General features: G+C 66.9%; 25 protein-coding genes. 11 read left to right on the plus strand and 14 right to left on the minus strand.

Going from position 1 to position 24,942, the window contains the following annotated elements:
• Window positions 1-43: 43 nt before the first annotated feature.
• The gene (locus EV653_RS15865) at window positions 44-1,408 is read right to left on the minus strand and encodes an FAD-binding oxidoreductase (RefSeq protein WP_134103510.1); all 1,365 of its coding nucleotides are present in this window, start codon (window positions 1,406-1,408) and stop codon (window positions 44-46) included.
• 279 nt (window positions 1,409-1,687) lie between these two features.
• Here EV653_RS15865 and EV653_RS15870 point away from each other — a divergent pair, with 279 nt between their 5' ends.
• Complete coding sequence (locus EV653_RS15870; protein WP_134103512.1) at window positions 1,688-2,239, plus strand: dihydrofolate reductase family protein; 552 nt, start codon at window positions 1,688-1,690, stop codon at window positions 2,237-2,239.
• On the opposite strand, the gene EV653_RS15875 is transcribed toward EV653_RS15870, so the two are convergent.
• Genes EV653_RS15875 through EV653_RS15890 form a run of 4 tightly spaced genes read right to left on the minus strand, consistent with a single transcriptional unit; the run spans window position 2,224 to window position 6,725 of the window.
• Window positions 2,224-2,895, minus strand: a complete 672-nt coding sequence (locus EV653_RS15875; protein WP_134103514.1) for a GntR family transcriptional regulator — start codon at window positions 2,893-2,895, stop codon at window positions 2,224-2,226. The genes EV653_RS15870 and EV653_RS15875 overlap by 16 nt on opposite strands.
• Before the next feature lie 8 nt (window positions 2,896-2,903).
• A complete protein-coding gene (locus EV653_RS15880; protein WP_134103516.1) occupies window positions 2,904-3,818 on the minus strand; it encodes a D-2-hydroxyacid dehydrogenase in 915 nt (304 codons plus the stop codon).
• A 19-nt stretch (window positions 3,819-3,837) separates the two neighbouring features.
• Window positions 3,838-4,686 carry a 2-hydroxy-3-oxopropionate reductase gene (locus tag EV653_RS15885; RefSeq protein WP_134103518.1) on the minus strand — a complete coding sequence of 283 codons (849 nt, stop codon included), beginning with the start codon at window positions 4,684-4,686 and terminating at the stop codon, window positions 3,838-3,840.
• Window positions 4,683-6,725: an alpha-amylase family protein gene (locus EV653_RS15890; protein ID WP_134103520.1), complete on the minus strand. Its 2,043-nt coding sequence runs from the start codon at window positions 6,723-6,725 to the stop codon at window positions 4,683-4,685. Before EV653_RS15890 ends, EV653_RS15885 begins: the two co-directional genes overlap by 4 nt.
• Before the next feature lie 60 nt (window positions 6,726-6,785).
• Between EV653_RS15890 and EV653_RS15895 the strand changes: the two genes are divergently transcribed.
• Window positions 6,786-7,580 carry a hydroxypyruvate isomerase family protein gene (locus EV653_RS15895; RefSeq protein ID WP_134103522.1) on the plus strand — a complete coding sequence of 265 codons (795 nt, stop codon included), beginning with the start codon at window positions 6,786-6,788 and terminating at the stop codon, window positions 7,578-7,580.
• On the opposite strand, the gene EV653_RS15900 is transcribed toward EV653_RS15895, so the two are convergent.
• A complete protein-coding gene (locus EV653_RS15900) occupies window positions 7,555-8,469 on the minus strand; it encodes a LysR family transcriptional regulator (protein ID WP_134103524.1) in 915 nt (304 codons plus the stop codon). The two genes, EV653_RS15895 and EV653_RS15900, sit on opposite strands and share 26 nt — an antisense overlap.
• 78 nt (window positions 8,470-8,547) lie before the next feature.
• On the opposite strand from EV653_RS15900, the gene EV653_RS15905 reads away from it, so the two are divergent.
• Window positions 8,548-9,435 (plus strand): DMT family transporter, encoded by an 888-nt coding sequence (locus EV653_RS15905; protein ID WP_134103526.1) that lies wholly within the window; start codon window positions 8,548-8,550, stop codon window positions 9,433-9,435.
• 9 nt (window positions 9,436-9,444) lie between these two features.
• Here the strand turns inward: EV653_RS15905 and EV653_RS15910 are convergent, their stop codons facing one another.
• From EV653_RS15910 to EV653_RS15920, 3 genes are all read right to left on the minus strand, one after another.
• Entirely contained in the window at window positions 9,445-10,212 is a 768-nt protein-coding gene (locus EV653_RS15910; protein ID WP_134103528.1) for a methyltransferase domain-containing protein, read from the minus strand.
• Between the two features lie 118 nt (window positions 10,213-10,330).
• Complete coding sequence (locus tag EV653_RS15915) at window positions 10,331-11,029, minus strand: hypothetical protein (RefSeq protein WP_134103530.1); 699 nt, start codon at window positions 11,027-11,029, stop codon at window positions 10,331-10,333.
• On the minus strand, window positions 11,026-11,370 hold the full coding sequence (locus EV653_RS15920; RefSeq protein WP_134103532.1) for a hypothetical protein: 345 nt from the start codon (window positions 11,368-11,370) through the stop codon (window positions 11,026-11,028). Before EV653_RS15920 ends, EV653_RS15915 begins: the two co-directional genes overlap by 4 nt.
• A 159-nt stretch (window positions 11,371-11,529) precedes the next feature.
• Here EV653_RS15920 and EV653_RS15925 point away from each other — a divergent pair, with 159 nt between their 5' ends.
• Window positions 11,530-13,623: a sensor histidine kinase gene (locus tag EV653_RS15925; protein ID WP_134103534.1), complete on the plus strand. Its 2,094-nt coding sequence runs from the start codon at window positions 11,530-11,532 to the stop codon at window positions 13,621-13,623.
• Complete coding sequence (locus tag EV653_RS15930) at window positions 13,620-14,270, plus strand: response regulator transcription factor (RefSeq protein WP_134103536.1); 651 nt, start codon at window positions 13,620-13,622, stop codon at window positions 14,268-14,270. Before EV653_RS15925 ends, EV653_RS15930 begins: the two co-directional genes overlap by 4 nt.
• Here the strand turns inward: EV653_RS15930 and EV653_RS15935 are convergent.
• The gene (locus EV653_RS15935; protein WP_238159763.1) at window positions 14,224-15,255 is read right to left on the minus strand and encodes a helix-turn-helix transcriptional regulator; all 1,032 of its coding nucleotides are present in this window, start codon (window positions 15,253-15,255) and stop codon (window positions 14,224-14,226) included. The two genes, EV653_RS15930 and EV653_RS15935, sit on opposite strands and share 47 nt — an antisense overlap.
• Before the next feature lie 48 nt (window positions 15,256-15,303).
• On the opposite strand from EV653_RS15935, the gene EV653_RS15940 reads away from it, so the two are divergent.
• A complete protein-coding gene (locus tag EV653_RS15940) occupies window positions 15,304-16,434 on the plus strand; it encodes an epoxide hydrolase family protein (RefSeq protein ID WP_134103538.1) in 1,131 nt (376 codons plus the stop codon).
• Between the two features lie 39 nt (window positions 16,435-16,473).
• Here the strand turns inward: EV653_RS15940 and EV653_RS15945 are convergent, their stop codons facing one another.
• Window positions 16,474-17,049 carry a YncE family protein gene (locus EV653_RS15945; RefSeq protein ID WP_134103540.1) on the minus strand — a complete coding sequence of 192 codons (576 nt, stop codon included), beginning with the start codon at window positions 17,047-17,049 and terminating at the stop codon, window positions 16,474-16,476.
• Between the two features lie 371 nt (window positions 17,050-17,420).
• Window positions 17,421-17,735 carry an effector-associated constant component EACC1 gene (locus EV653_RS15950; RefSeq protein WP_134103542.1) on the minus strand — a complete coding sequence of 105 codons (315 nt, stop codon included), beginning with the start codon at window positions 17,733-17,735 and terminating at the stop codon, window positions 17,421-17,423.
• Window positions 17,736-18,131: 396 nt separating this feature from the next.
• On the opposite strand from EV653_RS15950, the gene EV653_RS15955 reads away from it, so the two are divergent.
• Both EV653_RS15955 and EV653_RS15960 read left to right on the plus strand, forming a co-directional pair.
• The gene (locus tag EV653_RS15955; RefSeq protein ID WP_134103544.1) at window positions 18,132-18,482 is read left to right on the plus strand and encodes a hypothetical protein; all 351 of its coding nucleotides are present in this window, start codon (window positions 18,132-18,134) and stop codon (window positions 18,480-18,482) included.
• Complete coding sequence (locus EV653_RS15960) at window positions 18,479-19,123, plus strand: hypothetical protein (RefSeq protein ID WP_134103546.1); 645 nt, start codon at window positions 18,479-18,481, stop codon at window positions 19,121-19,123. Before EV653_RS15955 ends, EV653_RS15960 begins: the two co-directional genes overlap by 4 nt.
• Before the next feature lie 684 nt (window positions 19,124-19,807).
• Here EV653_RS15960 and EV653_RS15965 read toward each other — a convergent pair.
• Together EV653_RS15965 and EV653_RS15975 are read right to left on the minus strand one after the other, a co-directional pair.
• Window positions 19,808-20,041: a hypothetical protein gene (locus EV653_RS15965; protein ID WP_134103548.1), complete on the minus strand. Its 234-nt coding sequence runs from the start codon at window positions 20,039-20,041 to the stop codon at window positions 19,808-19,810.
• Window positions 20,042-21,001: 960 nt separating this feature from the next.
• Window positions 21,002-21,709, minus strand: coding sequence for a GntR family transcriptional regulator (locus tag EV653_RS15975; protein ID WP_202871612.1), 708 nt, complete (start codon window positions 21,707-21,709; stop codon window positions 21,002-21,004).
• Between the two features lie 117 nt (window positions 21,710-21,826).
• Between EV653_RS15975 and EV653_RS15980 the strand changes: the two genes are divergently transcribed.
• Genes EV653_RS15980 through EV653_RS15990 form a run of 3 tightly spaced genes read left to right on the plus strand, consistent with a single transcriptional unit; the run spans window position 21,827 to window position 24,895 of the window.
• The gene (locus tag EV653_RS15980; RefSeq protein WP_134103555.1) at window positions 21,827-23,227 is read left to right on the plus strand and encodes an ABC transporter substrate-binding protein; all 1,401 of its coding nucleotides are present in this window, start codon (window positions 21,827-21,829) and stop codon (window positions 23,225-23,227) included.
• Entirely contained in the window at window positions 23,163-24,086 is a 924-nt protein-coding gene (locus tag EV653_RS15985; protein WP_134103557.1) for a carbohydrate ABC transporter permease, read from the plus strand. Before EV653_RS15980 ends, EV653_RS15985 begins: the two co-directional genes overlap by 65 nt.
• The gene (locus EV653_RS15990) at window positions 24,083-24,895 is read left to right on the plus strand and encodes a carbohydrate ABC transporter permease (protein ID WP_134103559.1); all 813 of its coding nucleotides are present in this window, start codon (window positions 24,083-24,085) and stop codon (window positions 24,893-24,895) included. Before EV653_RS15985 ends, EV653_RS15990 begins: the two co-directional genes overlap by 4 nt.
• Window positions 24,896-24,942 lie beyond the last annotated feature (47 nt).

Below are 24,942 nucleotides of genomic sequence, written 5' to 3' on the forward strand. Positions count from 1 at the left end.
TGCGACCGGTACAACGACGTACCGGCCGCACCTCGTTAGTTGCCTAGGGCACGATGTTCTGGTTGAGGTGGAACACGTTGGCGGGGTCGTACTTGCGTTTGACCTCGGCCAGCCGGTCGTAGTTCTGCCGGTAGTTCTCCCGGATCCGGCCCTGGTCGTCCTCGGCCATGAAGTTGATGTACCCGCCGGCCTCGGAGTGCGGCGCCACGTCGTCGTAGTACGAACGCACCCACTCGATCCCGGCTTCGTTCTGCGCCGGGTCCGGCCACATGCCGGCGATCACCGTGGCGAAGTTCGCGTCGCGGTAGGCGAACGCGGTCGCGTCCGGTGTGACCCGGTGGCAGGCGCCGTTGATCGGATAGATGTGCACGGTCGAGTTCACCGCCGGGAGACCGGGCGCGTGCCGCAGGTGCGCCTGGATCGCCTCGTCGGTCAGCTCGGTGACGAAGTTCGCCTTCCAGTAGTGCTGCAGACCGGGCGGCACCAGCGCGTCGAATGCGCTGTTCAGGGCCGGGTACGGCATCGGTCCGACCATCTCGGCCATCACCGGCGCGAACTCGCGGAACTTCGAGATCTGCGCCTCGCCCTCGTCGAGGTCGCCGGCCCAGCAGCCGACGATCGCGGCGAACGGCTCGCCGTGCCGGTTCTCCGGGATGAACGGCAGCGGCGGCGCGATCTGGAACGCCGGGAACCCGCCCAACTGCTCCGGCGCGTCCTTGATCAGCTCCCGGAATCCCGTGAGTACGGCGGCCGCGTCGGACAGCTCGAAGAACATCGGGCCGCCGTAGATCGTCGACACCGGCGCGAGCCGGAACTCCAGGGCGGTCACGACGCCGAAGTTGCCGCCACCACCCCGAAGCGCCCAGAAGAGGTCGTCGTTCTCCTTCTCGCTCGCGATCAGGAACTTCCCGTCCGCGGTCACCACGTCGGCCGAGATCAGGTTGTCGCAGGACAACCCGAGGCCGCGGGCCAGGTACCCGATCCCGCCGCCGAGCGTCAGTCCGCCGACGCCGGTGGTCGAGATGATGCCGCCGGTCGTCGCCAGCCCGAACGCGTGCGTCGCCGCGTTGAAGTCGCCCCACGTCGCGCCGCCGCCGGCCCGTGCGGTCCGGGTCACCGGATCGACCCGTACGTTGCGCATCCCGCTCAGGTCGATGACGACACCGCCGTCGACCGTGCCGAAGCCCGGCACACTGTGTCCGCCGCCGCGCACCGCGAGCTCGAGCTCCTGGGTGCGGGCGTAGTCGATGGCCGTCATCACGTCGCCGGCGTTCTCACACCGGACGATCACCTGCGGCCGCTTGTCGTGCATCCAGTTGTTGACGCGGCGCGCCGCGTCGTACCCCTCGTCACCTACGGTGAAGACCTGTCCTCTGGTGCGTTCCCGCAGGTCGTCTATCGCACTCATGTCCGCTCCCCGAAACTGTCGCCTGTCCCAGATCGGCGCGCGCGTGCACCACACACACGCACACCGCGCAGACCGGTCGTCGCCGTCGAGTGCAGCGCGAATACATCTCCCCCAGAGAGCGTCTGAACCCCCGACGGGCACACCCGGCCCTCCCCCAGACCCCGCCCGTTCACCACGACCTTCCCAAGCCGGACGGGTTTCGTCAATCCCGTGCCAGTCCCGTGTCAAGGCGGGCCGGTTGGCTCCGACCACGGGGTAAACCATCACTTGGAGGACATCATGCGGAAGATCATGTACTACGTGCACCAGTCGCTCGACGGCTTCATCGAGGGCCCGAACGGTGAGTTCGACTGGGCGCAGCTCGGTCCGGAGCTCGGCGACTACTCGATGGGTCTGACCGACCGCGCCGACCTGTTCCTGTACGGACGGACGGTCTGGACCATGATGTCGTCGTACTGGCCGAACGCCGAGTCGATGAACCCGGACGAGCACGCGATCCAGTTCGCACCGGTCTGGCGCAGTACGCCGAAGGTCGTGCTGTCGACGACGCTGGAGAGCGCCGACTGGGACACCCGGATCGTGCGGTCGGCCGAGGAGATCAGGGCGATCAAGGAGGAGCCGGGCAAGGACATTCTGCTGACCGGTAGCGCGAGCGTGGCCGCGGCGCTGACCGAGCTAGAGTTGCTCGACGAGTACCACGTGATCGTGCACCCGGTGATCCTCGGCGGCGGCAAGCCCGTCTACCAGCCCACCGAACGCCGCAACCTCCGCCTCGCGGAGACCCGCTCGTTCGACAACCGCACCGTGCTGCTGCGTCACGACCTCGTCTGAGGCAGCGTGCTGAGAAGGCGTGCTTCGGCCTGTTCGAGGTGGTGTGCGAGGTGGTCGGCGGCAGCGGCGGGGTCACCGGCCGCGATGGCTTCCAGTACGGCGGCGTGCTCCGAGGCGACCGTCGACGGATCAACCTTCCGGTGGGCCTTGTACTGGCCCATCGACAGGTGGACCTCGCCGATGATCAGCTCGTGCATCCGGGACAGGCGCCGGCTCCCGACCGCGGCGACGAGGGCGGTGTGGAACGAGATGTCCGCGTCGACCTGGTTCTCGAACAGGCGGTCGCGGGCGGCGTACTCGATCGCGACCTGGGCCCGCGCCGCGTCGGCCGGCACCTCGCCGGTCGCGGCGAGCGCGGAGACCGCGGCCTTCTCGATCGTGATCCGGCTGAAGAACAGGTCCCGGATCTCGGCCTCGTCGAGCACCGGGACGACCGCGGTCTTGTGCGCCGTACGCCGCAGCAGCCCGACCCCGGTGAGCCGCTCGAGTGCTGCCTTGGCGGTCGGCCGGGCCACGTTGTACTCCGTGGCCAGCCGGACCTCCGTCAGCTTCTCCCCCTGCGGGATCTCACCGTTCACGATGCGCTTGCGGATCGACTCGTAGAGTGCGTCGGTCAGCGACGACGGCCCGAGCTCCAGATGCGCTTCGCTACTCACGACACCCCTCAATACCCGTGGATCTTGTCGACTACATTGTGCAACGGATCGCCGGCGACGAACCGGCGGATGTTGTCGGCAACGATCTCGCGCGAGCGACGGAGATTGCCGTCGCTGGTGGCGCCGTTGTGTGGCGTGACGACGACGTTCGGCAGCGACCAGAACGGGCTCTCCGGCGGCAACGGCTCCACGCCGTGCGCATCCAGGCCGGCGCCCGCGATCTGCCCTGTCCGCAGGGCGTCCAGCAGCGCGTCGTCGTCCGCGATCCCGCCGCGCGAGATACAGATGAAGTACGCCGACGGCTTCATCCGCGCGAACGCGTCCCGGTCGAACACCCCGGCGGTCGCCGGCGTCCGCGGCACCGTCACGACCACGAAGTCGGACTCCGCCAGTAGCCGGTCGAGATCGCACAGCTCGTCGACGTACGGCGACGGCTGGTCCGGGCGCCGTCGTACGCCGAGCGTCCGCATGTGGAACGCCTTCGCCTTCTGCGCAAGATCGATGCCCGAGTTGCCGAGGCCGTAGATACCGACGGTCCGCCCGGCCAGTTCGGCGTGCCGGTAGTGGTCCCAGCGGTGCTCGGCCTGCGCCCGCATCCACCGCGGTACGTCGCGGCTCAGCATGAGCATCAGCAACATCGAGTGCTCGGCCAGCGGGATCCCGCCGTTCCCGGCGCTCGACGTCAGGACGACCGGCGAGGACCGCATCTCCGGCGTGAGATCGGAGTCCACACCGGCTGACGGGCTGTGCACCCAGCGCAGCTTCGGCGCCTTCGCCAGCACGTCCGGCGACACGTGCCCGACCACCGCTTCCATCTCGCCGAAGACGTCGGCCGCATCGTCGAGCGAGTCGACGAACCGCACCTGGGTGCCCGCGGCCGCTTCGACGTACGCCGGTGATTCCTTGCCAACAACAACGATCATGAGGTGAGTCCTGTCGTCATCACGGACGGTCCCAGCGCAACGTCCGGTACAGCGCGGAGTGGTCCAGCTCGCCGTCGCCGTTCGCGACCGCGGCGTTCATCAACTGTTGCGTCATCGCAGTATTGGGCAGAGCGAGATCGAGCTCGGCCGCGGCCTGGATCGCCAGGCCGAGATCCTTACGGTGCAGGCGGATCCGGAACCCGGGCTCGAAGGTCTCCTCGACCATCCGCTCGCCGTGCACCTCGAGGATCCGCGAGCTCGCGAAGCCGCCCATCAGCGCCTGGCGGACGACGGCCGGATCCGCGCCCGCCCGTTCCGCGAACAGCAGCCCCTCGGCCACCGCTTCGATGGTCAGCCCAACGATGATCTGGTTCGCGACCTTCGCGGTCTGCCCCGCGCCGGCGCCGCCGATCAACGTGATGTTCTTCCCGAGTACGTCGAAGATCGGCCGCGCCCGCTCGAACACCTCGGGCCGCCCGCCGACCATGATCGTCAGCGTCCCGTCCCGGGCGCCGAGCTCGCCGCCCGACACCGGCGCGTCGAGGTACGCGCAGCCGAGCTTCTCGATCAGCTCCGCGAACCCGATCGTCGCGGTCGGCGAAATCGAACTCATGTCGATCACCAACGAACCCGCCTGCAGGCCCTCGGCCACCCCGGCCGGCGCGAACAGGACCGACTCGACATCAGGGGTGTCGGGCACCATCAGGATCACGATTTCGGACCGCTCGGCCACCTCCTTCGCCGAACCGCACACGAACGCATCGACGTCGGTCCGCCCGCGGTACACCGAGAGCTCGTGGCCCGCAGCAATCAAATTGTCGACCATCGGACGACCCATGACGCCGAGGCCGATGAACCCGATCCTCATACCTCACTCCAATCCACGTGCACGACTTCGAGTAGTCCCACAGTCGGGATCACGACTTCCACCCGGCCGCCGACCACGGTCGGCTTCACGTCCGTCCCGGCCACCAGCAGCCGGACCTTCACCCGATCCGTGGGTACGGCGATCGACACGGTCTGCGGCGGCAACGGCAAGGTCTGCCGGATCGGTCCACGCATCGCCATCGGGTTCGTAAGGTTGACGAGGGCAACGGCCGCGCCGGCATCACCCTTGTAGACGGCAACATCTACCAGCCCAGCGCCATCGACCCGCACGTCCGGCGTCTTCCCGAGCGCCCACGAGACGGCGTTCGCGATCAGCCGCCCGTGGTCGGACTGCAGCGCCTCCCAGAACAGCGCACCGAGGTTGAACGCGAAGTACACCGTCCGGCCACCGGCGGCGTTCTCCGTGCAGACCACCGCGGGGTTGTCCGGAGCCTCCCGCTGATAGACCTCCTCCATCGGCAGATCCGGGAAGTCCGGAATGAACCGGAACGGCGCCACCGCGCCCGACTCGACGCCGATGATGTGGGACCCGCCAATGATCCGGTTCGCACCCTCGAACCCGGCGTTCAGCGGGTGCGCATCCATCAACGCGATGTAGTTGTTCTGCACCGGCCGGCTCTTGCCGGTCAGCCGGACCGCGAGTACGTCGGCAAGCCCGAAGTCGGAGCGAGCCGCCCCGTGCTCGTCGTACAACGAGCTTTGGTACGCCGCCACGAGCGACCCGCCGCCCTCGACGTACGCGCGCAACATCGCACACTGCTCGTCGCTCAACTGTTCCGCATTCGGGAGTACGACGACCTTGAACGCACGCAGCCGGTCCAGCGTCATGACCTGGTCGGAGACGAACTCGAACGGGATCCGTGCCTCGACCAGCGCCTGGTAGAAGCCGTCCTCGTGATCGTTGTCCCCGGCCCGCAATTGCCCGCTCCGGCTCGCGTCGAGCAACGCGACCTCGGCGGTGATCCGCAGGTCACGCAGGACTGGTTCGACCGTCGCGTGCAGGTTGAACGCCTCGACAACCGGCTGGACCCAGCGCTGGTCCTGGATGGTCGCGTTGAATTTCGTGAACCACGGCAGGGCACCCTGCGCGAACCCGTCGACGATCCAGGTCTTCGTCTCCTCGGTGGGGGCGACCGAGTCCTTCCACCGGTATTTGTGTTCCGGCCCGACCGAGGTGATCAGCTGCACCGGCCGGTCCGGGTACACCCCGCGGTTGCGCTTGCCGCTCCGGCCGGCGGCCCACGGCGCCTCGATCCCGTGCCGCCCTTGTTTGTCGACGATGAACAGCGGCGAGACTGGTTCGACCAGATCGCGGGCCAGGTCGCGCGCCGCGAGCGCGCCCAGGTTGGGCACGAATCGCGCGTGCGACCGGAGATCCCGGACGGCCTGGTCCCAGATCCCGACCAACTCACCCAATCGCCTGTGCCGCCACGCGACGTACTCCGGCCAGCCGTCGCCATGCTCCTCGACCGGCAACTCGAGACCGCACTCGTCGCGGAACGACTTGCGCGCGCCCTCGCTGTAGGAGATCCCGGCGTACCCCTCCCAGCGATTCGCGAAGACCGCGTCCACGTCGTACTCGCGGACGATCTCGCGGATCACCTCGGTGAGGAATTCCCGGTGGTACGACGTGAACGCGCAGGTCAGCCAGACGCCTGGGTACGCCCAATGCTCGATCGGATTGCCGGCCCGGTCCCTGGCCAGCCATTCGGGGTGGGCCTCGGCTGCGTCGGCGTGGATCGCGTGCGGGTCGACGCGTGCCATGACGGTCATGCCGAGACCGCGGGCGCCGTCGACGAGCGTGCCGAACGGGTCGGTGTCGGCGAGGTATCTGCTGCGGTAGTGGTACTCGAGCTGTGTGGGGTAGTAGGCGATGTACCCGCCGGCGCTGATGCAGGTCGCGTTCGACTTGCTGTCGCGCATCAGGCGCAGCCAGAAGTCCGCGTCGAAGTGGGCTGGATCGTCCTCGGCCAACGTGATCTGGGCCCAGCGGGTCGCGGTCCGAGGCCAGGCATCCATAGGACGAAATTGTTAGACAAGAATGCACGACTGGCAAGTGCTGGTGTTAGCCTGCGAGACATGGAGTATCGCGGGCACGAGCTGAGCGCGAACGTATCGATGCTGTTCACCGAGCTGCCGTATCCGGAGCGGTTCGCCGCGGCCGCAACGGCCGGCTTTCGGGTCGTGGAGTCCTGGTGGCCGTTCGCGGTACCCGATCCGTCGGCGAGCGAGATCGACGACTTCGTGCGGCTCGTTTCCGCGAGCGGTGTCTCGCTGGGGGCGTTGAACTTCTACGGCGGGGACATCGCGGGCGGCGAGCGTGGGGTCGCGTCGCATCCGGATCGGCAGGAGCAGCTCGCGGCCAACGTGTCGGCGATGGTCGGCATCGCCGAGCGAACCGGATGCCGGTTGTTCAACCTGCTCTACGGCCAGCTCGACGACCGCTGGTCCCCGGACGAGCAGGCGAAGACGGCCTTGGATGCCATCCGTTCTGCGGCTGCGGATGTCGGCGCTGTGGGCGGGACGGTGTTGATCGAGCCGCTGGCCGAGGGCCTGAACGGCCGCTATCCGCTGCTCACCGCGGACGACGTACTTCGAGTGATTGCCGCAGTGCAGGATGTCGACAATCTGTCGATGCTGTTCGACACCTTCCATCTGGGCAGCAACGGCGTCGATCTACTCGCCACGGCGGCCTCGGTGCCCGTCGCTCACATCCAGCTCGCCGACAGCCCGGGCCGTGGCGAACCCGGATCCGGATCGCTACCGATCGCCGCGACGCTCGATGCGTTGAAGGCGACCGGCTACCAGGGCGTCGCGGCCTGCGAGTACAAGCCGACGACGGACACTCTCACCAGTCTGGCGTGGCTCGACTAGCGGCCTGCGTCAGCGCATCCACAACCGCTGCTACCGCAGGCGTTCTGGTACGCCGGGTCAGCAGGAAGACCGCTCGTCCGACAGCGCCTTCGGCGGGCAGCCGTACGGCGACACCCGGCGCGCCCTGGCCGATCACCAGATCCGGGAGCAGGGCGCCGGCACCCGTCGTACGGACGAGTTCGAGCAGGATCAGGAAGTCGTCGGAGCTGTAGCGCAGATCGGGCTCGAACCCGCCGAGCTCGCGGCACACGCGGACGTGCATCTCGCGATGACCTGTCCCTGGTTGGCAAGCCGCCCACGGCAGGTCGGCGAGCTCAGCGATCGGGACCCGCTGGGCCGCGGCCGACGGATGGTCTTCGGGGAGGACGACGAGGATGTGTTCGCGGAGCAGGTGCTCGCGCTGGAGATCCGTGTGGACGGCGCGCGGCTGGCCGTCGTACTCATCGCCGACCATCACGTCCAGTTGCTGCAGCCGGAGCGCGGGCGCGGCCTGTTCGACCTCGATCTCGGCGGCCTCGACGCGAATGTCCGGGTACGTGGCGGCGAGGCTGCGGATCGCCGGCGCGACGATGCGGATGAAGGCGAACTGGAACGCCCCGATCCGAACGATCCCGGCGACTCGACCCGCGGCAACTGCGGCCAACTCGGCCTCAGCCGCCTCGACGCCATCGAGCAGCGTGGTCGCGTGCCGGACCAGGACCTGACCCGCGGCGGTGAGCCTCACGTTGCGGCCGACCCGTTCGAGCAAGGGCGTGCCGGCCTCGCGCTCCAGGACGGCCAACTGTTGGGAGATCGCGCTGGGTGAGTACCCGAGCGCCCGGGCCGCTCCGTGAACCGTGCCGCGCCCGTGGACCTCGCGCAGCAGGCGCAGCCGGTGCAGATCGATCATTCGTTCAGCTTAGCTTCACGATGCTGTCCGCGAAGCCGCGATGGACGTGAACGGTCTACTGGTCGGACCATCGATGTCGTGGGACGCCTCTTCTGTCTTCTTTCCGCCGCCGCCTTCGGAGTCGTGGCCGTGTTCGGCAAGCTCGCGTACGACGCGGGCGTATCCGTCGATGCGCTGTTGCTCGTCCGGTTCGGCCTGGCCGGCGGGCTGCTGCTGATCGTCGCGCTCGCCCGCGGTTCACTGCGCAACCTGCCGCGCCGGGCAGCGCTGACCGGATTGGGCATGGGTGTGTTCGGCTATGCAGCGCAGTCCGGTCTGTACTTCTCTGCGCTCGCCCGACTCGATGCGTCACTGGTCGCCCTGATCCTGTACCTGTACCCGATCCTGGTCATGGTCGCGGCGATCGCGCTGCGACGGGAGCAGGCATCCCGCCGGCGCGTGTGGGCGTTGGCGATCGCGTTGATCGGGATCGGGTTGGTGCTGAGCGGAGCGCTTTCCGGGCAGTTCGACCTGCTGGGTGTGCTGCTGGCGTTGGGTGCACCCATCGTCTACACCGGGTACATCCTCGTCGGCGATTCGCTGACGGCCGACGTACCGCCGCTGGCGTTGACTGCGCTGGTGTGCATAGGGGCCTTCGGCACCTTTCTTGTTCTCGGACTTTTCCGGGGCATCGAGCTGAACTTCGCGCCCATCGGCTGGCTGTGGCTGGCGGCGGTGGCGTTGATCAGCACGGTCGCGGCGATCCTGCTGTTCTTCGCCGGGATGGCGCGGGTCGGTCCGTCGGTCGCGTCGATCCTGTCGATCTTCGAGCCGGTGGTGACGGTTGCTGCGGCGGCTGTGGTGTTCGGTGAACAGCTCAGCGCTACCCAATGGATCGGCGGGGCGTTGGTGCTCTCCGCCGTACTCATCGTGCAGTGGCGACCGCGATCGTTGCTTTCGCGGACCTCACCGGAGGCGGCGGTATGAGCCGGATCTTCAAACGGCGCGGGGCTTGATCGCGCTCACTGCGTACATCGTCAGTGACATGTGGAACGCGCCGCGATCGGCTGCTTCGCCAAGGGTTTGTGCGAAGGCTTCGGCCTCTTCGGCCGTGATGACGCCGGCCTGCAGCGAGGTCAGGTGCATCATGCCGACGAACCCTTGCCGGGCGCCTTCCTGTGGCTCGAGCCACGTCGCTGCGGTCTCCCCGGTGATCTCGAGGCCGGCCTCGGCGAGTAGGCCGCGAAGTTGGCGGCCGGAGTACGGGTTCGCGGATTCGCGGAGGAAGTAGCCGACCATCCGCTGCAGTACGTCGGGATCCGCCGGGTGGATGATCGCCGTACCCCAGTCCGTGTCGATGAGCACGATCCGGCCGCCAGGCCGCAGTACTCGTGCCATCTCTTCCACGACCGCGGCGGGATCGTCGACGTGTTGGAGGACTCGCTCCGAGCGCAGTACGTCGACAGACTCGTCCTCGAAGGGCAGCGCCTCGGCGTGACCGTCGACGTACTCGACGTCCGCGCCGGCCGCCCGGCGTACCGCCTCGGCTCGCAGACCAGGACTCGGCTCAACCCCGACTGCTCTGGCGCCCAGCTCGTGGAGCGCGACCACGTCCTCGCCGGTCCCCGAGCCGACGTCGACCGCCGTCTCCCCCGCGGTCGGCGCGAGCTGGTCGAGTGCCCACGCTTTCAACGTGCGTACGGCGGGCCGGCCAGCCATCTGGTCCAGCACGAACGCCTGCCGGTCGATGTTCTGGTCGGCCACGTGCGCGGCCCGGAAACTGCCGCGCTCGGTGACGAACCCGCCCCGCCCGGCGCTTCGGAATCGGTCATACTGATCTCCCCCTTCAGTAGGCCGAGCGTAGCGCCGGCCGGGGCCGGTCTCATGGCAGCGGCTGCCACTCGTCGTCGCGCATCCGGAGAATCGCCCACCCCACCGCGGCGAATCCGGCGGCCTCCAGACCCCAGCCGACCAGGTCGAGCGTGTGGCTGCTGACGATGACCGCGGCCACGAAGTGGATCGGCTGCGAGACGAGCACGGCGATCGCGGCCCAACGCGGCCCGACGTGGGAGCGCCACATCGCGATGCCGAGCAGGATCGTGCCGAACACGTGACCGATCACGAAGACGAACCCGGCCAGGTTCATCGAGCCGTGGGTGACGTCGGCGGCCTTCGCGATCGACGCCGGATCGAGCCCCGCCGTACCCGCGGACCAGGTGAACACATCGCTCGCCGCGGTCCAGGGCAGGGACAGGTACCCCGCGATCATCAAGACGACCGCGACCGCGGTCAGCCACGGCGTACTGCGGCGCGTCAGCCGGCCGACGAAGTACACGCCGGGTACCAGGGTCAGGAACGCGATGTAGCCGAGCCACAGCACGAACGAACTGCGATCGAGATTGCCGACAATCTTGTTGACGATGGTCGGCACGTCGTCGGTCGTGTTGTAGGGCAGGAAATACCGCAGCAACGCCACCGCTGCTGGGCCGATCGGAAGGATCAGGGCGGCCGTCCATCGCCACAGCGGGCGGATGTCTGCGTGCGTCGTAGGCGTCGCCTTTTGCATCGGGATCTGCGTCATCGCGCACCTGCCAGCTCACGCCGCGGCAGCAGCACCGCAACCACACCGACGATCGTCGCCGCGACTCCGACACCGGCCGCGACGACCGCGGCAGCGGGGACGTCGGAGGCGAAGAACGCCGGCACCGCCAGCAGCGCGGACGCGATCCGCAGGGTGATCAGTGGAGCGAGCGCCCACCGCTTCCCGCGCCACGCCAGTACCACCAGCACCAGGCTGAGCAGCCCGATCACGGCTGAACCGATCGCGATGCTCATCGGCGGGTGATCACCGTCCGTCGTCAACGGAGTGGCCAGATCCGCCACGCCGAGCAGTCCGAGCAGAACCAACCCGAACTTGTTCATCTCAGTACCCCCTCATCAGGTGTTTCCGACTGCTCAACCGTCGCTTGCCGTGTGGGGGTCAGGCCTGGGCGTGCGCTCCCTGCTGCTCAGGCGGCTCCCCGCTCCGACCGGGATTCCGATCCCGAGACGCCGGGAACGCTTTTGGCGCACACTTCGGGTATGACCACCACCGCAGCGAGCCGAAGGGGTCTCGTCGGCCTGCTCGCCGGCTTCGTGGTCGCCGAGGTCGCGGTCGCCGTCGGCTACCTCCTCGCGATCGGCTGGGGCTGGCACGAGCTGGTCGACTCGTTCATGGTGACGAACGGTCTGATGGCCTTGACCTTCGGCCTCTGCGGCGCCGTCATCGCGTGGCACCGGCCGTCCAACCCGATCGGCTGGCTCTTCCTCGCGGACGGGATCGGCCATGCGACGACGCCGCTCGGAGGTGCGTTCGCGCAGTACCTCGCCGACAACGGCGCCTCGGTCGCCGCGCAGCGTGTGCTCGTCACGATCTCGATCGCCGCGTGGCCGTGGTCGATCGGGCTCTTCCTGCCGCTGGCGCTCCTGCTGTTCCCGACCGGCCGCCTCTTGTCGCCGCGCTGGCGGTGGGCGGCCATCGGTGTGGTGGCGACCGCCCCGCTCTTCGTGCTGGAGATGGTCGGCAGCGGCGATCCCATCTCGCCCGGCCTTCCGCACGGTTACCTCGCGATCCCGTCGTACGACTCGCTGCAACCGCTGTGGACGGCGACCGAGCTCCGCAACCTGGTCGCGATCCTGCTGGCGATCGTCTGCCTGACGATCCGCTATCGGCGCGCCGACGAAAAGGGCCGACGGCAACTCTTGTGGTTGCTGCTGGCATCGGTGATCGCGATCCTGTTCGTGACGCCGTGGGCGTTGGTCGCGGGCACACCGATCCTTGTGCTGCTGGCGATTCCGCTGATCCCGATCTCGGTGGCGGTGGCAATCGTTCGCTACCAGTTGCTCGACATCCGCCTGGTGATCTCGCGGGCGCTGACCTGGGGACTCTTGTCGTTGGTTGCCATCGGCATCTACGCGGTGCTGGTGGCGCTGCTCGACTCGCTGATCGCCTCCCAGGTCGGACGATCCGCTGCGGTCACGGTCTTCGTCGCGCTGATCATCGCGCCTGTCCTGCCCCGATTGCAGCAGCTCGTCGATCGAGCGCTGTACGGCGATCGGCACGACCCGGCGCGGGTCGCATCTCGCGTCGGGGAGCAGTTGTCCGCAGGGCTGCCCGGTGTCGTCGCCGCGATCCGCTCCGCGCTCCGTCTTCCGTACGCCGCGTTGATCGTCGACGGCGAGGTGATCGCCGTCGACGGCACGCCGGGAGCCGTCGTACCACTGGAGCTTTCGTACGGCGGTGAGGTTGTCGGGTCGCTCGCTATCGGGATGCGATCGGGTGAGTCCGCGCTGTCGTCGGCGGACCGCAGCGTGCTCGGGCTGGTCGCCGTACCCCTTGCTGTTGCCGTGCACGCGACCCGCCTGTCCGCCGAACTCCAGTCCTCCCGCGAGAAGCTGATCTCCGCCCGCGAAGAAGAACGCCGCCGCCTCCGCCGCGACCTCCACGACGGCCTAGGCCCCACCCTCACCGGCATAGCCTTCTCGGCCGACGCCGTAGCCAACCTCATAACCCCCGCCACCTCCCCCGACGCCTCGCAGACCACCAGCGGTGCATCGCAGGCTGTTGAGCTTCTGACGAGGTTGCGGGGCGACATCCGGACCGCGATCGGCGACATCCGTCGGCTTGTGGACGATCTGCGGCCGCCCGCGTTGGATGAGCTCGGTCTGGTTGGGGCGTTGCGGCAGCGGGCCGATCAGTTGTCGTTCCGTGCTGATGGCGCCACGATTCAGGTCGCGGTCTCCGCCAACGGGTTGCCGACGTTGCCGGCTGCGCTGGAAGTCGCGGCGTACCGCATCGCGACCGAGGCGCTCACGAACGTCGTCCGGCACTCGCGCGCGACGTCCGCAGTACTCGCGCTCCGCTGCGGCAGCGAGCTCGAGATCGAGGTGACCGACGACGGCCCACCGAACGGCGCCTGGCGCCCCGGCGTCGGCCTCCAGGCAATGCGCGAACGCGCCGCCGAACTCGGAGGCACCTTCAAGGCCGGCCCAACACCGACCGGCGGCCTGGTTCGCGCCTGTTTCCCCCTCGCCACGACAGCCACGACGACGCCCATCCCCCGCCGAGAAAGGCGCGAGATGCCCGAGCCCGAGGCTCCGACCGCCCCGACGACCTCCCCGCTGGAGCCGCGATGACCATCCGCGTCGTGCTGGCCGACGATCATCCAGTGGTCCGGGCCGGCCTGGCAGCACTCCTGACCTCGCTCCCCGGCATCGAGGTAGTCGGCGTCGCGTCCACCGGTCGCGAGGCCGTCCGCGAGGTCATCACGAGCCGCCCCGATGTCGCCGTGCTCGACCTCCAGATGCCCGACCTCGACGGCTTCGCCGCCACCCGCGAGCTAGCACGATCTGCGCCGGACACCGCCGTACTCGTCCTCACCATGTTCGAGGACGACGACTCTGTCTTCGCCGCCATGCGCGCCGGCGCCCGCGGCTACCTGGTCAAAGGCGCCGAACAAGAAGAAATCGCCCGAGCCATCCGCGCCGTCGCCGCCGGCGAAGCCATCTTCGGCCCCGGCGTAGCCCGCCGCGTCCTCACCTTCTTCTCCGCCCCGCCACCCGCCGCCGACCCGTTCCCCGAACTCACCACCCGCGAGCGCCAGATCCTCGACCTGATCGCCGCCGGCCTCTCCAACCCCGCCATCGCCGACCGCCTGAACCTCGCCTCCAAGACCGTCGCCAACAACGTCTCCACCATCTTCACCAAACTAGGCATAGCCGACCGCTCCACCGCCATCATCCAGGCGAGGAACGCTGGGCTGGGGGTCGAGGAATCGCGTTGAGGTAGCGGTTGCCGATGGTTTGGAGGTGGGTGAGGAGTTCGGGTGGGCCGTCGACGTGGAAGTCGAGGCCGAGCATGCCGATGTAGACGGCGACGATTTCGAGGGAGTCGGCGCCGGTGACGAGGACGCAGGTGTTGTCGTCGATGGATTCGACGATGCCTACGGCGGCGTGGATGCGGGACAGGACTTCCTGGGCGGGAGCGTCGACGGTGATGCGGGCGTGGACCTTCCAGCCGGTGGTCGCGACGTCGCGCAGTACGAAGTCGGTGTAGTCCTCGTCGGCGATCGGGCGCGGCTGGTACTTGCGACCTGTTGCCATCCGCAACGTTATCCAGTCGACCCGGTAGGTCCGCCAGACCGACTGCTCGTCCCGCGCGACGAGGTACCAGTAGCGCTGCCAGCTCACCAGACGGTAAGGCTCGACGAGAATCGGCAGGTCCTGCACGACACCGGATCCTGCCCCGCGGGTCGGACTCCCCGCAGCGACGGCGTAGTCGAACCGCAGGTAGTGCTCGTCGCGGATGCAGGCTGCGATCGTCGCGAGCACGGCGGGATCGATCTCAGGGTCGGCCACGTTGGAACCCGTGTTGTCGGGCCCCTTCTCCATCGCTCGGTGGATCGCGGTGACCTGGCGCTGGAGACGGTGCGGGAGGACCTGCTCAAGTTTGGTCAGCGCGCGCGTACTGCTCTCCGCCATCCCCATCACGCCGGCGCCGGTGCGCAGGCCCACCGCGACGGCGACCGCCTCCTCGTCGTCGAGCAGCAGCGGCGGAAGCTTCGCACCGACACCGAGCTGGTAGTGCCCGGCCGGGCCACGGGTCGCATCCACCGGGTACCCGAGCTCGCGGAGCCGGTCGATGTCGTTTCGGATCGTCCGGGTCGTGACCTCGAGCCGCTCGGCCAGCTCCGTGCCGGTCCAAGCCGGCTTCGTCTGCAGCAACGCCAGCAGGGACAACAGCCGCTGCGAAGTCTCGAGCAAAATCATCTCCCAATTAGGAATCTAATGTTCCTATACGGATTCTACGGTAAACCCATGAGCACAAACGAGAGCATCCAGTCCTTCACCGTCAAGATCGACCAGGCCGACCTGGACGATCTGCAGGCCCGCCTCGCGCGGACCCGGCTGCCCGAGCCTGCTCCCGGCGACGACTGGGACCTCGGCACCCCGAACCACTACCTCCGCGAGATGGTCGACCACTGGCAGAACACGTTCGACTGGCGTGAGCAGGAAGCGCGGATGAACGAGTTCCCGCACTACCTGACCGAGATCGACGGCCAGACCGTCCACTTCATCCACGTGCCGTCCGCCGTCGAGGGCGCGACGCCGCTGCTCCTGCTGCACACCTACCCCGGCTCGTTCGTCGACTTTCTCGACATGATCGGCCCGCTGACCGACCCCGCGGCGTACGGCGGATCGGACGCGGACGCCTTCTCCGTGGTGGTCCCGTCGATGCCGGGCTTCGCCTTCAGTACGCCGCTCGTCGACCGCGGCTGGACGATGGCGCGGGTGGCGAGGACGTACGACACGCTGATGCGACGGCTCGGCTACGAGTCGTACGGCGCGCACGGGTCCGACGGCGGCGCGATGATCTCGCGCGAGCTCGGCGTACTGAACCCGGAAGGTTTCCTCGGCCTGCACGTCCTGCAGCTGTTCTCGTTCCCGTCGGGCGACCCGGCCGAGTTCGAGAAGTTCACGCCGGCGGACTACGCGGCGCTCGAGCACCTGAAGTGGTTCCAGTCGGTCGGCGGGTACAACGCGATCAACTCGACCCGCCCGCAGACCGTTGCCGTCGGCATCTCCGACTCACCCGTCGGCCAACTGGCCTGGAACGAGCTGTTCAACAACTTCGGCAACGGCACCAGCCTGGTCAGCCGCGATCAGATCCTGACCGAGGTCTCGCTGTACTGGTTCACGAACAGCTCGGCGGCGGCCGGCCGCTACCACTACGAGGAGGCGAACTCCGGCGCCGAGCCACAGGTCAATCACGCACGGACCGGCGTCGCCGTCTTCGCCGACGACTTCAAGACGATCCGGCCGCTGGCCGACCGCGACAACACCAACATCGTGCACTGGTCCACCTTCGAGAAGGGCGGCCACTTCGCCTCGCTCGAATGCCCGGACGACGTCACCGCCGACCTGCGGAAGTTCTTCCGAAACCTGTGACCTTTTGAGGGCCGGCTCGCAGATCGCGGGCCGGCCTCCTCAGCTTTTCAGCTCGATCTTGCCGATCACCTTCGGCCCGACGGTGTCGAGGACCAGGATGCCGTCCTGGTAGAAGTTGCTGACGTACATCCGCTGGCCGTCCGGGCTGACGACCAGTTCCACTGCCACCCCCAGGTCGTCGGTGAGTGAACCGACAACCTGATGCTTGCCCAGGTCAACGATCCGGACGACGTCGTCGGTGCCTGCGGTGCCTTGGTTGTCGTCGCCGCCGAGGATGAAGAGCTTCTTGCCGTCCGACGCCGCGATCCGTGACCCGGCCGGCACGTCGACCGGTGTCGGGCGGGTCGTCTCGGCTTTCGTGTTGATCACCGCGTACGACGTACTGCCGATCGCGTACAGGGCTCCGTCCGGACCTGGCGTGAGATCACGGAGCTTGGACTTCACCGTGATCGGGCTCCGCGCGGGCTGCCGGGTCTTCGTGTCGATCACCGCGACGGTGTCCGAATCCCCGCCGGCGACGTACAGCCGCGCACCCTTCTCGTCGACCGCGATGTCCGCCGGGTTCGGCCCACTCGCCAACGGACCGCCGACCGTCTGCATCGTCCCGGTGTTCACCTACAGAACCCTCCCAGGAATCGACTCATGCCCGGGTCCGGGTGGTTCCGCAACGGTCGGTAGCCATTTGCCGACGCAACGCAGAGAGCCCGGAGTGCTCACGCACTCCGGGCTCCTTTGGGCTCCACCCTTCTGGAGGGACGTCCGGGCAGAGCTTCCTGGCCGGGCTCGACCTAGACCCGCCGGCGCTCCCGCCAACTCCGCCGCGTACCCCCGAAACCGCAACGAACACCCCGCCGCCCAAGGCCTCCCCGAATCCTGCAGCGCCCCGTCGAATGACGCATCACAACTGAATGGCGCATCACAATCCCCTCCCCCACCCAGTGACGCTACGCCCGCCGGATTCCCCCGACAACGCCTCACACGGGTGACTAGCGCGGCCGGTTCAGGAACTCCTCGAGCAAGGCGGCGCGCTCGTCGTACGTCGGCCGCTCCAACTCGATCGAGTCGTCCCCCAGCGTCACCACGATCTTCCCCGGACTCTTCCGCCGCTGGATCCAATCCCGCAGTACGGCGACCAACGTCGGCACCGCCCCGCCCGCCCCCACCAACGCCACCGCGATGGCAATAGATCCATCGTCCTGAGCCAACCCACCCGGCTCCTTCACATCCTGCGTAGGCAGCCCTTCCCCCGCCAGCTCCTTCCGCAACTGCCGGACAGCCTTCACACACCGCCCCTCATCCATCCCTGCATCCCCCACCACCCGAACCTCAACCCACCGCGGCTCACCCATCCACCACTCCCATCAGTTGCCCCCGGCCCCCTGTGGATAACTCCCCCGCCAACCAGCCCCCAACTCCTATTCTGCTGAGAACCCCACCGAAAGGGTCCCCATGAACCCCACCGAAACCGAGCCCATCTGCCTGATCACCCCCTCCACCGCCGCCGAACTCCTCCCCCACATGCTCACCCGCTTCCACCTCGGCTACCAAGACCCCCTAATCTTCGGCACCACCAAACCAGAAGCCGTCCTAATCCCCTACACCCTCTGGCAATCCCTCAACCCCAACCCCTGTGGATAAGTGCCACGAGCGTGAGTCGACTCGTCTAGGCTGGAAAGGCAGCCAGCGAAGGAGCTCAGATGTCGACGGAAACACCGCAGGATCGGCCGAACGGTGACCGAGTCAATGTGATCGACACGGCGACCGCGGCGTACAACCTGCCTCGGATGTTGCAGCGGTTCCGTGCGGGGCAGACCGAGCCGCTGATCTTCGGCGACGACGGTCAGCCGGAAGGTGTCGTAGTCCCGTTCGACCGATGGGAGCAGCTCGAGCAGCTAGCCGAGGACGCCCAGCAGGCCAGTGAGATTCGCGAGGTTACTCAGCGACGCCTGGCGACGAACCGCGCCGAGGACTACGTCTCGGCCGATGACCTCGCTGCAGAGTTCGGTTGGAATCTCGACACCGACAACGAGCCGCCCAAACCCCGATGACGGCCAGGTATCACCTGATCCTCGACCCGGACCTCCGGGACGAGCTTCGGGAGCTCCACGCCCGCGCCCAGGCAGACCCGAACGGTGTAGCAGCCAAGCAGTTCGAAGCAGTCCGCGTCGCGCTGAGCGCCCTACGCGAAGGTCGCGAGGCCGAGTTCGCCGGCGAGCGTCTCGGCCGCTCCGACAACTACCCGGACCTCCGCGACTGCGCCGAGATCAAGATCCCGGTCGTGGAGGAGTTCAACCGGCGCGGCCGGCCGATGGGCCCCTCGCACCGAGTCACCTACCGGGAATTCGAAGGCCCGACCGAATCGTCCCTCCCGGTACGACAAGTCGTCGCCTTCGCTCCCCGCAAGAACGGCGAGATCTTCGACGTCACCGCCAACCGACTAGGCCGCTCAAAAGGCGTCGCCCTCGACGAACTCGACCACCTCCCGACAGTCCGCCCCATAACCGGCCCCGGCAAAGAACCCGACCGCCTCATCGGCCCACCCCGCATGGCCCTACCCCCTGACATGGCCCAATCCCTGAAGGCCTTGGACGGCCTGGCCCCGCCCACCAGCACCCCACCAACAACAACGAACCACCCGCCAGCCCCTCAACGCCAACCCCCAAACCGAGGCCCTTCCCAGAGCAGGTGAAGCGGCCTCTCCAGCAACCGCGCTCACCTAGAGCCGCAACTGAAACCCGCAACACCTGTCCGCGAGCGATAGCGCCTGAGCAGGATCCGGCCGGGACGAACAATAGGCCGGAAGTTCGTCGCACTTCGGGAAGACGGCACCGCGGTCGTTCTCGAGAGGGGCGTGTACCCGTCATCCGTCACGTCGAATTGCTCACCATCCATTGTGAATCGCATCGAACCGCTACCGCATCATTCATCCAAGAACCCAACGCGAGATAGATGCCAAGCCGGCACGTGTCCGGCATCAGGGAGATGTCCGCTGATCGTCCTTGCGCAGATCCCGTTCGCCGCCACCTGGACGGAGGATTGTCACATCGAACTCAGCCTCGGCACCCCCACCCGGCTCCACACTCATCACGGCGTCATACCGGTCCCTCGCCATGCTCGTACACAGCATCGGCCACAACCACGTCACGCAGTCTCGCGGGCGTCAGCACACGACCCGGATAGCACCGCCGACAATGACAAGGCAGGTTGCCCGGACGGCGCTGAGCACGACCACCTAGAGTTCAGTCAGGTTCACGGCTTCACGAGACTCCCGCCCGGTCTTGCGTCGTTCCAACATTATGGCGTCGACCTCGCGTCGCCCATCAGCAGTGCGCGACTACACCGATCCATACGCATACATTCGCCAGCTGAAGCTCTAGAAATGGAACGCTTCTTGCAGGATCTGTACCAACTGGCGGGCAGCGGCCTCGTTCAGCTGAATGGATTGACTGCTCTTCGGGGCCGACTCACGATCGTCAGAGCCAAATGTCGTCAAATGGATGTGCAGGTTGCCAGAAGAATCCCTAATCGTTTGATGATAACAATCAACTTCCGTCCGATGAATCTTGATCGATTGAGTGCCTTCTTCGAAGGATCTGATGCGCGCCATGCACTGCTCCTTAAGGTTCATTGGCAGGACTGGATGATGCCCGAGGGCCTCGCTGCATTGTCCCCGCGCTGCACCCGCATTTGGACGTCACACAATCTCGTCAGAGGTCGTGACGCCCGAGCATGACGTTAGCTTGCAGCGAGGGCCTGTGTCAGCGATACCTCGCCTGGTTGAGCTGGCAGAGCCAGCAAAACGGTTGAGCGCCGACAGGCCGCTGAGCAGCGGGTGAGCATGCTTCGGTGACGAAGCACATCGAGGCGATGGCCGCTGCTTGGCCCTAACTCGATCAGCTCACGCCAGCTCGTCCATGCCGCGCTGGGGTGTGTGGGCACCCGGCGTTGCCAGTCATCGCTGACCGCTTCTGGCTTCATTCGGCGCAGAGAGCCCCGGCTTTAACGCGACAGATGGAGGGCGTAGCGATGGGCCGCCAGTTGAACAATCCGCAGCCGACAGCGCACAAGTGGTCGGTGGCAGCCACAGGCGACGAACAGGACAGACCCGTGACGTCATCGAGATCACCTCGGCTCGCGTCCGGCTGCTGTCCCACGGACCAAGAGGGACGATGCTTACGTCGATCGAACTCTCAACTCGTCTGGTCGCTGCTGGGCTCTGTGCTGGGATCGGGCTTGTGCGGCTCGGGTTGGAGTCAGCTGGGGTCGACCACCAGCGGTAGCACGATGAGTGTCCGATGGATGACACCACTGGAGAACGCGCGCCTGATAGGCCCTGCCGACTACGACTGTTTCTGGTGCGGCTGTCCAGAGCACTATCGAGAGCCAACAGCCAACAAGTCGTACTGGTCCGCCAAGCTGCAGCGTAATCTCGCGCGCGACGCTCACGTCAACGTCGTTCTTCAGGACGCTGGCTGGACGGTGCTTCGAGTCTGGGAGCACGAACTACCAGAAGATGCGGCTACGCGCGTCGCGGAGGTCGTACGACGGCGTCCGAACTAACTCCGGCCTAGCGGGTTAGGTCGGCGGTGAATTGGTAGGCGTCGCCTCTGTAGTGGTTGGTGCCGGAGAGGAGGGGGGTGGTGTCTTGGGTGTAGGCGATTTCGGTGGCTACCAAGATCGCGGCGGCGGGTGGGAGGTTGAGGAGGGTGGCGAGGGTTTCGGTGGCGTTCTGGGCTTGGACTGTGTAGCGGGAGTAGGCGAATTCGATGCCGTGGGTGGAGAAGAGTTCGTAGAGGGACGTGTCGGTGAGGTCAACTCCAGTCAGCCAGGGGGCGACCGCGACCGGGATGACCAGGTCTTCGACGGTGACGGGGCGGCCGTCCATGCCGCGGAGGCGGCGGATGGCTGTTACTGGAGCGGTGGGGGCGAGGTGGAGGCGGTGGGCCTCGTCGAGGGTGGCGGGGCGTTCTCGGTGGTCGAGGATCGCCGAGGTGGGGCGGAAGCCGAGCTCGTGGGCCATCTCGGTGAAGGACTGGAGCCGGCTCGGGGGTTCGCGCAGTACTAGGTCGCGGACGTACCAGCCGCGTTGGGGTGATGGGGCGATGAGGCCGTCGTCGGAGGCGGCCTGGAAGCCGGCGCGGACGGTCATCCGGCTGAGCCCGGTCTCTAGCGCGAACTGACGTTCGCTCGGCAGGCGGCTGCCGCTCGGGTACTTCCCGCGGACGATCCCCTCGCGGATCCGTTTCTTGACGCGCTCAACGGCGGGCTCGGTCACGGCCATCACTATACCAGTTTCGTGAGCCAAGCCAGGCACAATCCCAAACTGGTTCACACTGGCATAACTGGTTTCGGCGTCGTAGGGTGGCGGGAAGTCACGGACGAAGGAGTCACGATGGTCAGCAGGCGGAACGTGTTGAAGTCGGGGGCCGCGCTCGGACTGTTCACGCTGGCCGGTTGCGCGCCGCAGGGCACCAAAGCGAGCAGCGCACCGACCACACCCGCCAAGTCGATCGACGTCGCCAAAGCCGGCACGGTGACGCTGACCATGCTCGACTTCTGGGGCGGTGACGCCGCCAGCTGGGTGGCCAGCGCGGTGAAGGGGTTCCAGGCGAAGTACCCGAACGTCACGATCAAACGCACGTCGGTCGACTGGGGTCAGCTCACGCAGACGGCCAATCTGCGGTTGAAGGAGAAGAACCCGCCGGACATCATCACGGTCAACAACGGCTGGCAGTCCCTCGGCACGTTGTCGAAGGCGGGCCTGGTGCTCAACCTGGACGGGTACTCGAAGTCGTTCGGGTGGGACAAGTTCCCGAGCACGATCCTGCGGCAGACGCAGTTCACGCCGGACGGCACGGAAATGGGCAGCGGGTCGTTGTTCGCGACGCCCGTCGCCAGTTCGTCGCTGATCGGCCTCTACTACAACAAGACAGTTCTCGACAAAGCCGGCGTCGCACCGCCGACCGATCTCGCTTCGTTCGAGGACGCGTGCACGAAGGCCAAGGCCGCAGGCATTATCCCGATCGGCTACGGGTCACAGGACAAGGGTTCGTCGACGGCGATTCTCCTTGCCCTGCAAGACCTTTTCGGCGATCAGAAGAAGATCAACGACTTCGTCTACTCGACCGGCGAAGTGAAGGCCGCCGACATCGGGATGTCCGAGGCGGCAGAGCGGCTCAAGTCGTACCAGGACAAGGGCTGGCTCACGCCGAACCATGCCGGCATCCAGTACGCCGACGCGATCGACGCCTTCCTCAAAGGCAAGTCCGCGTTCCGCTTCGAATACACCGGAACCCTTGCTTTCAAGGGAAATCAGAAGCAGGAGTACGGCTACGTCCAACTCCCGCAGGCCTCCGGCGGGAAGGTGGTCGGTACGGGCGCTTCGACGGCCGTCCGCTCGGATCAAAGTGTGCGCACCCGGATGTCGCCGCCGCCTTCCTCGATTTCCTCGCCGGCCCGCAAACCGCGCAGTACGTCGTCGAGGCCGGGCTCCTGCCCTTGCTCAACGACGTCAAGGCGCCGCCGGACAACCCGGAATTCGCTACCGAGATCGCCGGTCAGCGGTCGCTCGACAAGGACAACGGATACGTCCCGTACTTCGACTGGTCGACGCCGACGATGCTCGACACACTCGGCGGCCAGGTGCAATTGCTGCTCGCCGGCCGGAGTGCCCCGGACGCACTGGTCAAGGCGGTGCAGGCCGACTACGACAAGTTCCAGGCCGGACGATGAGTGTTCTAGCGATCGGTCGCACCAAAGCCAGAACCCGACCCGTCTCGAGGCAAGTCCGTAAACGGCGCTGGATCGGCCTGCTCTTCCTCTCCCCCGCACTCCTGCTGTACGGCGTGATCGTGCTCGTCCCGCTGCTCCAAACGGTCAACTACTCGTTCTACAAATGGGACGGCGTCAGCGAGCCGACCTGGGTCGGACTCCGCAACTACCTGGAATTCGGTCGCGATCCACGGATGTACGCCGCCTTCGGCCATGTGCTCGTGCTGATTCTGATGTTCGGGCTGATCCCGCTCGGCCTCGGACTGATCAGCGCCGCTCTCCTCAGCAGAGCGAAGATCCGCGGCGAAGGTATCTATCGCTGGTTCCTCTTTCTCCCGCAGGTGTTGACGAGCGTCGTCGTCGCAATCATCTGGAAACGCATCTACGCACCGGACGGCCCGTTGAACAGTCTGTTGCGCGGCGTCGGGCTCGGCCACCTCACGCGCAACTGGCTCGGTGATTTCACCTGGGCGCTGCCGTCGCTCGGCATGATCGGTGTCTGGGGCGGATTCGGGTTCACCATGGTGCTGTTCCTGGCCGGTATTCTCGCGATTCCCGACGAGCTGTACGAGGCCGCGCGGCTGGATGGTTCGACGCGATGGCAGGAATTCTGGCTGATCACGCTGCCCAGCCTGCGCGGACAGATGGCGATCGCGCTGACACTGACCATCACCGGCGCTCTGCGGACGTTCGACATGGTCTACATCACCACGCAAGGCGGACCCGGAACGGCCACGACGACACCGGCGCTTCTCCTGTACCAGTTGGCCTTCGTCAATCCTGACGTCGGCAGAGCATCCGCAACCGGCGTCGTACTGGCCGTTCTGTGCCTCGGTATCGCGGTCGGTATCACGCGGATCATGGAGAACAAAGACCGATGATCTCCAGGTTCGAACGCGTCTCGAATTACGTCATCGTCATCGCGCTGACGGTCGGAGTGCTGTTCCCGGTCGCGTGGTTCGTGCTGACCTCGCTCAGCCCCAACACGTCGGGAGCGCTGGACTTCTCCAACATTGCCTGGAGCAACTTCACAGCAGCCTGGCACGACGGGAATCTCGCGCACTCGATGTACGCGTCCCTGGTGATCACGGTGTCCGCAGTCGCCGGGCAAACCGTGCTCGCGATTCTTTCCGGGTACGCGTTCGGGATCCTCGGCGTGGTCGGTGAACGCTTCCTCTTCCCGGTCATCCTGCTGGGAATGATGGTCTCGACCGAGGTCATCGTCATCCCGCTGTACTACGAGTTCCAGCGCATCGGGCTGACCAACTCGTGGCTCGGACTCGTCATCATTCAGCTCGGAATGGGCGTGCCGTTCGGGACGTACTGGATGCGGGCGACGTTCCGAGCGCTCCCCCGTTCGGTGATGGATTCCGCCGCTGTCGACGGCGCCGGCGTGTGGAGCACGTTGTGGCGCATTCTCGTCCCGATGGCGCGTCCCGCCGTACTCACATTGGTTCTGCTTTCGTTCATGTGGACCTGGAACGACTTCTTCCTTTCCCTTATTTTCCTGGGAGATCCGGACAAGCAGACCGCGACCGTTGCCCTGGGCGCCTTCCAGGGACGGCATGTGCTGCAGGTCAATCTGATGGCGGCGGGCTCGCTGATCGTGTCGCTGCCCGTCGTGGCCCTCTACCTGTTCTTCCAGCGCGAATTCATCAGCGGCGTCATGGCCGGCGCGGTCAAGGAGTGACGTGACGACGCCAATCACTGTAGTACCCGACGCAGCCCGACTGGGCG

It is taken from the genome of Kribbella pratensis, assembly GCF_004365355.1.
Lineage (GTDB): Bacteria > Actinomycetota > Actinomycetes > Propionibacteriales > Kribbellaceae > Kribbella.

Bases quoted from the DNA above. Each gene is read 5' to 3' on its own strand.
- EV653_RS15865 (WP_134103510.1), bottom strand. From the start codon at position 1,408: ATGAGTGCGATAGACGACCTGCGGGAACGCACCAGAGGACAGGTCTTC.
- EV653_RS15870 (WP_134103512.1), top strand. From the start codon at position 1,688: ATGCGGAAGATCATGTACTACGTGCACCAGTCGCTCGACGGCTTCATC.
- EV653_RS15880 (WP_134103516.1), bottom strand. From the start codon at position 3,818: ATGATCGTTGTTGTTGGCAAGGAATCACCGGCGTACGTCGAAGCGGCC.
- EV653_RS15885 (WP_134103518.1), bottom strand. From the start codon at position 4,686: ATGAGGATCGGGTTCATCGGCCTCGGCGTCATGGGTCGTCCGATGGTC.
- EV653_RS15890 (WP_134103520.1), bottom strand. From the start codon at position 6,725: ATGGATGCCTGGCCTCGGACCGCGACCCGCTGGGCCCAGATCACGTTG.
- EV653_RS15895 (WP_134103522.1), top strand. From the start codon at position 6,786: ATGGAGTATCGCGGGCACGAGCTGAGCGCGAACGTATCGATGCTGTTC.
- EV653_RS15900 (WP_134103524.1), bottom strand. From the start codon at position 8,469: ATGATCGATCTGCACCGGCTGCGCCTGCTGCGCGAGGTCCACGGGCGC.
- EV653_RS15915 (WP_134103530.1), bottom strand. From the start codon at position 11,029: ATGACGCAGATCCCGATGCAAAAGGCGACGCCTACGACGCACGCAGAC.
- EV653_RS15920 (WP_134103532.1), bottom strand. From the start codon at position 11,370: ATGAACAAGTTCGGGTTGGTTCTGCTCGGACTGCTCGGCGTGGCGGAT.
- EV653_RS15925 (WP_134103534.1), top strand. From the start codon at position 11,530: ATGACCACCACCGCAGCGAGCCGAAGGGGTCTCGTCGGCCTGCTCGCC.
- EV653_RS15930 (WP_134103536.1), top strand. From the start codon at position 13,620: ATGACCATCCGCGTCGTGCTGGCCGACGATCATCCAGTGGTCCGGGCC.
- EV653_RS15935 (WP_238159763.1), bottom strand. From the start codon at position 15,255: ATGATTTTGCTCGAGACTTCGCAGCGGCTGTTGTCCCTGCTGGCGTTG.
- EV653_RS15940 (WP_134103538.1), top strand. From the start codon at position 15,304: ATGAGCACAAACGAGAGCATCCAGTCCTTCACCGTCAAGATCGACCAG.
- EV653_RS15950 (WP_134103542.1), bottom strand. From the start codon at position 17,735: ATGGATGAGGGGCGGTGTGTGAAGGCTGTCCGGCAGTTGCGGAAGGAG.
- EV653_RS15955 (WP_134103544.1), top strand. From the start codon at position 18,132: ATGTCGACGGAAACACCGCAGGATCGGCCGAACGGTGACCGAGTCAAT.
- EV653_RS15960 (WP_134103546.1), top strand. From the start codon at position 18,479: ATGACGGCCAGGTATCACCTGATCCTCGACCCGGACCTCCGGGACGAG.
- EV653_RS15965 (WP_134103548.1), bottom strand. From the start codon at position 20,041: ATGGCGCGCATCAGATCCTTCGAAGAAGGCACTCAATCGATCAAGATT.
- EV653_RS15980 (WP_134103555.1), top strand. From the start codon at position 21,827: ATGGTCAGCAGGCGGAACGTGTTGAAGTCGGGGGCCGCGCTCGGACTG.
- EV653_RS15985 (WP_134103557.1), top strand. From the start codon at position 23,163: ATGAGTGTTCTAGCGATCGGTCGCACCAAAGCCAGAACCCGACCCGTC.
- EV653_RS15990 (WP_134103559.1), top strand. From the start codon at position 24,083: ATGATCTCCAGGTTCGAACGCGTCTCGAATTACGTCATCGTCATCGCG.